Annotated in this window: 7 protein-coding genes; 2 read left to right on the forward strand and 5 right to left on the reverse strand. The window is 34.2% G+C overall.

Features of this window, described 5'->3' with window-relative positions:
* Positions 1-61: 61 nt before the first annotated feature.
* The 5 genes from WC622_RS08055 to WC622_RS08075 form a co-directional block, all read right to left on the reverse strand.
* Positions 62-1,114, reverse strand: a complete 1,053-nt coding sequence (locus tag WC622_RS08055; RefSeq protein ID WP_372818979.1) for an AI-2E family transporter — start codon at positions 1,112-1,114, stop codon at positions 62-64.
* Between the two features lie 85 nt (positions 1,115-1,199).
* Positions 1,200-2,627 (reverse strand): sigma-54-dependent transcriptional regulator, encoded by a 1,428-nt coding sequence (locus tag WC622_RS08060; protein WP_372818981.1) that lies wholly within the window; start codon positions 2,625-2,627, stop codon positions 1,200-1,202.
* Positions 2,628-2,787: 160 nt separating this feature from the next.
* Entirely contained in the window at positions 2,788-3,333 is a 546-nt protein-coding gene (locus WC622_RS08065) for a hypothetical protein (RefSeq protein ID WP_372818983.1), read from the reverse strand.
* 165 nt (positions 3,334-3,498) lie between these two features.
* Positions 3,499-4,281 (reverse strand): enoyl-CoA hydratase/isomerase family protein, encoded by a 783-nt coding sequence (locus tag WC622_RS08070; RefSeq protein ID WP_372818985.1) that lies wholly within the window; start codon positions 4,279-4,281, stop codon positions 3,499-3,501.
* A 3-nt stretch (positions 4,282-4,284) separates the two neighbouring features.
* Entirely contained in the window at positions 4,285-4,704 is a 420-nt protein-coding gene (locus WC622_RS08075) for a cobalamin B12-binding domain-containing protein (protein ID WP_372818987.1), read from the reverse strand.
* A 190-nt stretch (positions 4,705-4,894) separates the two neighbouring features.
* Here WC622_RS08075 and WC622_RS08080 point away from each other — a divergent pair, with 190 nt between their 5' ends.
* Positions 4,895-5,191: a hypothetical protein gene (locus WC622_RS08080; protein WP_372818989.1), complete on the forward strand. Its 297-nt coding sequence runs from the start codon at positions 4,895-4,897 to the stop codon at positions 5,189-5,191.
* A gap of 68 nt (positions 5,192-5,259) precedes the next feature.
* On the forward strand, positions 5,260-6,539 hold a 1,280-nt coding region (locus tag WC622_RS08085), incomplete at its 3' end, for a glutamine--tRNA ligase/YqeY domain fusion protein (RefSeq protein ID WP_372818991.1).

Here is a 6,539-nt window from a genome sequence, read left to right on the forward strand (position 1 = left end):
CGTTTAACAATTTTTATTTCAAATATAGCATTGCCGATGTTACGCTATTGTTAATCTTATTTTATAACTCTTCATCCTCATGAATTGTTTTAATTCTTTCTAATCTTTCTGATGCCATTGAACTGGTTTCGTAAATTTTAATAAGTAAGAAAAAATAAGATAATAACAGCGGCCCGAATACCAGCCCTAATATACCAAATAAAGGAATACCAATAACTACGCCAATTACTGTGATTATGGGGTGAATATTTCCAACTTTTTTGGCAATCATAAATCGGAGTACATTATCTATATTGATAATCACAACAAATCCGAAAATTATCATTGCCCAGCCAGCAAAGTTATTTCCATCTGCTAATTGCAATAAAGCAGCGGGTACAAAAATTACTGGCGGTCCCAACACTGGAACAAGAGAAATAAAAGATGTTACTACCCCCCAAAAAAGTGGATCCTTATAACCTAAAACATAAAATGCCAAACTAACTAATGAACCTTGAACAATTGCAATAAATCCCTGCCCAACTACATTTGCATAGGTTGTATTACGCATTTCTTCTGCAAAGCGATATGCATTCTGTTCTCTAAAAGGCGCATATTTTACTAATGCATTTTCAAAAGCTTCTCGCTCTACTAACATAAAGTAGAGCAAAAAATACATCAATAATAATCCGAGTACTATATTAAATACACCAGAAATTAATGATGGAAATAAACCCGTTGCCCAAGTCCCAATATTTTTTAGTCCGTCTTCTATAATTTGTTGCGCATTGCCACCAACGGGCAATAAATGTTGTAATTTATAAAGGATGTTTTTAAAATAAATTTCATCATTTTTAAGTTCAGTAATTTTTTCAATTACCATACTACTTAGTGCATAAAATGGAAGGACCAGTACAATAATGGAAATAAATAAAAGGAGGATTGCTGTAAACCTACGGTTCCATTTTTTTACTTCTGTTAAGTAAATATAACTCGGACGTAAAATGGTATATAATACAAGCGTGCTTAGTAAAGAGCCAAAAATTCCCATTAGGGAATACGCAATTAAACAACCTAATGCTATAATAATAACAAGGTTGATGTAGTTGCGTTGTTTATAGGTAAATAGCGACATACGGAGCTTTTAGATATACTATATATACACAAAAGCCCTCAAATTGTTTTAGTCAGTTTTTGTTTTAATCAAGGTTAAAAACTGATTATTCATTCTCTGCATCTATTGCTTTCATTTTATTATAAAGCGTTTTGCGATCTATATTTAAAATTTTAGCGGCTTTTGTTTTATTAAAGTTCACCTCTCTTAATACATTCAAAATGGTCTCATACTCTGCTTCTAGTGCGGCTTCTTTTAAGTTCTTTGGTTTGCTTAACGGAGTTGTTCTTATTATAGAATTCCCAACTGCATTTTCTATGGCTGCTGCTTTTGCATACGTAGAAATTTCTAATGGCAATGCTTTTAGTTGAATTTCTTCTGTTTCTGTTGATAATGTTGCTCTCCTGACTACATTCTTAAGTTCACGAACATTTCCTGGCCAATTATAGGTTAAAAAACATTCTTCTACTTCTGCCGAAAATCCTTGAACATTTCTGTTTAATTCTTGATTTGCCAATGCCAAAAAAGTAGTAGCAAAAACCATAATATCTCTTCCTCTTTCACTAATGGGAGGTAAGTGAATAGAAAATTCATTAAATCTATGGTATAAATCTTCTCTAAATCTTCCTTTTTGAATAGATTCTCCTAAATTTTCGTTTGTCGCAACAATAATTCTTACATCTAAATCAATCTCTTTAGTGCTACCTATACGTTTAATCTTTCTTTCTTGCACGGTTCTTAATAAAGCTGCTTGAATATCATACGATAAATTCCCTACCTCATCTAAAAATAATGTGCCGCCATTTGCCATTTCAAAATGGCCAATTTTAGTGTATAAAGCTCCAGTAAAAGATCCTTTTTCATGACCAAAAAATTCACTACCTGCAAGCTCTTTGGTTAAAGAACCGCAATCCATTGCAATAAATGGTTTATCTTTTCTAGGACTATTTAAATGGATTGTTTTAGCTACTGATTCCTTACCAGTTCCACTTTCACCTGTTAAAATTACGCTGTAAGATGTGGGTGCAACAAGCATAATCTGCTTCATTAATTCTCTAGAAGCACTACTTGTTCCTACCACAAATTCACCAGTTTCTGCTTGAATTTGCTTAGCTGCTTTATCTTTTTTATTTTCAGTTATTCCAGCCTGTGAATTATTTTGATTCAGTGCAATTTGAGTTTCTATTGCTTTATTAATGGTATTTAAAATCTCATCTGGATAAAGCGGTTTGGTGATATAATCGTATGCGCCTAATTTAATGAGCTCTACTGCCAATTTAATATCAGAATAGCCTGTAATTATAATTACACCAGTGCTAGGATAATTCTCTTTGATTTTAATTAGCATTTCCTTTCCGTCAGTATCTTCCAAACGGTAGTCACATAAAACTAAATCGAATCTATGTTTAGAAAGATACTCCATCGCAGAACTCCCGCTTGTAGTAGTTTCAACGCTAAATGAATTTCTAGTTAAGAACTTTGACAACAACAGTCCTATATTAACCTCATCATCAACTATTAATATTTTCTTCATACCTATTATTATCTGGTTACAAATAATAGCTAAATATAAGAAATTTTTGATATGGGAAATATTTTCTACACTATTTTTTGCTGGAAATCATTAAATTTTTGTTAAAATAAAAAAGCATCAAAGAGTTTTGATGCTTTTAAAGAAATTATTTTCCTTTTACTTAAAAATCGTAACCTAGTCTTAAACCCATAAATCCACCACCGTCAAGACCTTCATATCTTACCCCAATATCAAATCCGCCAAAACGAGCACCAATAGATGGGGCATAGGTAAAACTTGAGCTACTTACAAAACCATAAGTTGGAGTTGTACCACTAAAACTTTTAATAGTATAGGTTTTAGCTATAGTCATTCCTGCCTCAGCCATTCCATAAAAATTTTCTGAGAACATATAACGTCCCCCTAATTTAATAGGAATAAAGATTGATGCCTTGGTGTTCGCATTTGCACCGCTAAAACTTTTAGGGAAAAATGCCATCCCGCCCGAAGTAAGTGTAGCATCAAAGTTTTCTGCGACTCCTTGGCTAAATCTTAGCGTTAATCCAGCTCCAGCGTCATACGCTTTTAATCCGCCTGATGGCAATGCACCTTCTAAGCCAATGCCAAATCTAAACCCATTTACACCTCCTTTTGAGTCTTGTGCTTTTAAATTTACATTAGCTAGTAACATTGCGCCAGCTAATAAAGTGAGTACTAATTTTTTCATGTTTGTTGGTTTTTAATTTATTATTTGTTTAAGCAAATATTGCAACAAACACTACTTCATAAAATACCCTCGCTTTGGTATATTTACCTACCCAACAGTACGTATAAAAACAAAACCCATTGATAATCAATTATCAACGGGTTTCAAAAATATTATTTAGTTAGTTTACTTTCCTTTAAAAACTGCTTTTCTCTTTTCTAAAAATGCACCAACGCCTTCTTTAAAATCTTCCGTTTGGAAACATTTTGCAAATTCTTCAATCTCTATATCAAAACCATTTATCTCATTTTTTAAGGATGAATTAACCGCTTTTATAGCGCTTGCTATTGCTAGTGGTGCTCTCAATTTTATTTTGTTTAAAATTTCTTCGGCTTTGCTTATCAGTTCTGCTTGTGGCACAACTTCATTTACCAAACCAATTCTATATGCTTTTTCCGCAGTGATCATATCAGCTGTAGTAATCATTTCTATCGCTCTGCCTTTGCCAACCAATTGCGTTAAACGTTGTGTACCACCATAACCAGGTATTAAACCTAAAGTTACTTCTGGCAAACCTAGTTTTGCATTTTCACTCGCAATGCGAATGTGGCATGCCATTGCTAATTCTAACCCTCCGCCAAGGGCGAAACCATTGATAGCAGCAACTACCGGTTTTGGGCAATTTTCTATGGCATCAAAAACATTGGTCTGGCCAATTTTTGCCAATTCTTTTCCCTCTTCCAAATTATAATTTTGAAATTCAGAAATATCAGCACCAGCTACAAAAGCTTTTTCTCCAGCGCCAGTTAGTAATACGCCACGAACTTCATCGTTTTGCGTAGCAAACTTAATCGCATCAGCTAATTCAGTTAAAACATCTTTGTTCAGTGCGTTAAGTTTTTGCTCTCTATTTATGGTGATGTAAAAGATATTTTCTTTCACTTCCGCTATAATTTGCTGATAAACCATTTCTTAAAAATTTCTGTTTGTAATCACCCAATTCTCTATGTATTCTACAATGCTTGCCATTGGTGTTCCTGGAGGGAAAAGCTCTCCAACACCTATTTCTTGTAGTTTTCTCATATCTCCTTCGGGAATAATTCCCCCGCCGGTTAACAAAACATCTGTGAGTTGCTTTTCTTTCATAATAGCAACAATTTTGGGAAAAACTGTCATGTGCGCACCTGAAAGAATAGAAATTCCAATCGCATCAACGTCTTCTTGCAATGCTGTATTTACCACCATTTCTGGCGTTTGGCGTAAACCCGTGTAAATGACTTCCATGCCTGCATCTCTTAGCGAGGTTGCGATTACTTTTGCTCCGCGATCATGCCCATCTAAACCCACTTTTGCCACTAAAACTCTAATTGGTCTGTTCAACGTTTTGTTCATATTTGAAACTAAATAACAGTAAATGTAAAGAAATTAGTCGTTTTTCCATAGAACAACCTAACGTCGCTAACTCACCAAGTATATTCAGAGATAATAATAACGAAAGATAAACGAAGGATGAACGAAAGATAAACGTAAGATAATGGTTATTTCATAAATGTTTAACTATCTTTATTGTAAAACACAACCTATGGCAATCTCAAAAAACAACATCATTACCGAAACCTTAAGTGGTAAAGTGGGCAATATCATTTTTAAAAATTATGGCAATAAAACGGTAATTAGCAAATATCCAGACATGTCTAAAGTAGTTAAAACCGAGAAACAAATGGAAAATCAACTACAATTTAAGGCAGCACAAGCATACGCAAAAAGCATTCTATCAGACCCAGATAAAAAATCAGCATTTATTAAAACGATCCCCAAGGACAAAACTGCTTACCATGCTGCCATTTCAAAATATCTAAAAGAGAACAAAACACCTTAATAACCCCCACAAATAAGCGTAAACCTCGGTTAAATTCTTAACTTTGCCGCTTATAATTTATAATTTTTATGAGTGAAGAAAAATCATTGAACTTTATTGAAGAGCTAATAGAGAATGATTTAAGTAGTGGAAAAACGAAAACTTTGGTTACACGTTTTCCGCCGGAGCCTAACGGATACCTGCATATTGGCCATGCAAAAGCCATATGCCTAAATTTTGGATTAACCCAAAAATATGGGGGTTATACCAATTTGCGTTTTGATGATACTAATCCGGTTACGGAGAAAACAGAATATGTAAATAGCCAGCAAGAGGATATTCATTGGTTGGGTTTTGAGTGGAAAAACGAATTATATGCGTCAGATTATTTTGATCAATTACATGGTTTTGCTGTAAAATTGATTGAAAAAGGCTTAGCTTATGTAGATCATAGCACAGCTGAAGAAATTGCTGAACAAAAAGGAACTCCAACAGAACCAGGTAAAGAAAGTGCGTATAGAAATCGCAGCATAGCTGAGAATTTGGCTTTGTTTGCGAGCATGAAAAATGGTGAGCTTGGGGATGGTGCTTGCACATTACGTGCTAAAATTGATTTAGCGAGTTCTAATATGTTGATGCGTGATCCGATTATTTATCGTATCAAACATGCACATCATCATAGAACTGGAGATGCTTGGTGTATTTATCCAATGTATGATTTTGCGCATGGACAAAGTGATAGTATTGAACATATCACACATTCTATTTGTACATTAGAATATGTTTCGCACCGCGAATTGTACGATTGGTTTATTGAAAAACTAGAGATTTTTCCATCTAAACAATATGAATTTGCTCGTTTAAATCTTACGTATACCGTAATGAGTAAACGAAAATTAATGCAATTGGTAAATGACAATTTAGTTAGCGGTTGGGACGATCCTCGCATGCCAACCATTAGTGGTTTGCGCAGAAGAGGTTATACGCCAGAAAGTATTAAAGAATTTTGTGAGCGTATCGGCATAGCCAAAAGAGAAAACTTAATTGAATTAGGTTTATTAGAATTCTGTATTCGCGAAGATTTGAATAAAAGAGCTACTCGTGTAATGGCTGTTTTGGATCCAATTAAGTTAGTAATTACCAATTATCCGGCAGGAAAAGAGGAAATTCTATTAGGTGAGAATAATCCAGAAGCTGAAGATAAAGGCGGAACTCGTGAAATTCCTTTCAGTAATGAATTGTGGATTGAACGTGAAGATTTTATGGAAGAGCCTGCTAAAAAATGGTTCAGATTAGCGCCTGGTGCAACTGTAAGATTAAAACATGCCTACATTGTAAAATGCGAAGAGTTTAAGAAAGAAGATCGGAA

Origin of the sequence: Pedobacter sp. (assembly GCF_041662865.1) — a bacterium.
In the GTDB taxonomy this organism is placed as follows: domain Bacteria; phylum Bacteroidota; class Bacteroidia; order Sphingobacteriales; family Sphingobacteriaceae; genus Pedobacter.

Excerpts from the sequence above, each read along its gene's own strand:
- WC622_RS08075 (WP_372818987.1), bottom strand. The coding sequence starts at position 4,704 with ATGAACAAAACGTTGAACAGACCAATTAGAGTTTTAGTGGCAAAAGTG.
- WC622_RS08055 (WP_372818979.1), bottom strand. The coding sequence starts at position 1,114 with ATGTCGCTATTTACCTATAAACAACGCAACTACATCAACCTTGTTATT.
- WC622_RS08080 (WP_372818989.1), top strand. The coding sequence starts at position 4,895 with ATGGCAATCTCAAAAAACAACATCATTACCGAAACCTTAAGTGGTAAA.
- WC622_RS08060 (WP_372818981.1), bottom strand. The coding sequence starts at position 2,627 with ATGAAGAAAATATTAATAGTTGATGATGAGGTTAATATAGGACTGTTG.
- WC622_RS08070 (WP_372818985.1), bottom strand. The coding sequence starts at position 4,281 with ATGGTTTATCAGCAAATTATAGCGGAAGTGAAAGAAAATATCTTTTAC.
- WC622_RS08065 (WP_372818983.1), bottom strand. The coding sequence starts at position 3,333 with ATGAAAAAATTAGTACTCACTTTATTAGCTGGCGCAATGTTACTAGCT.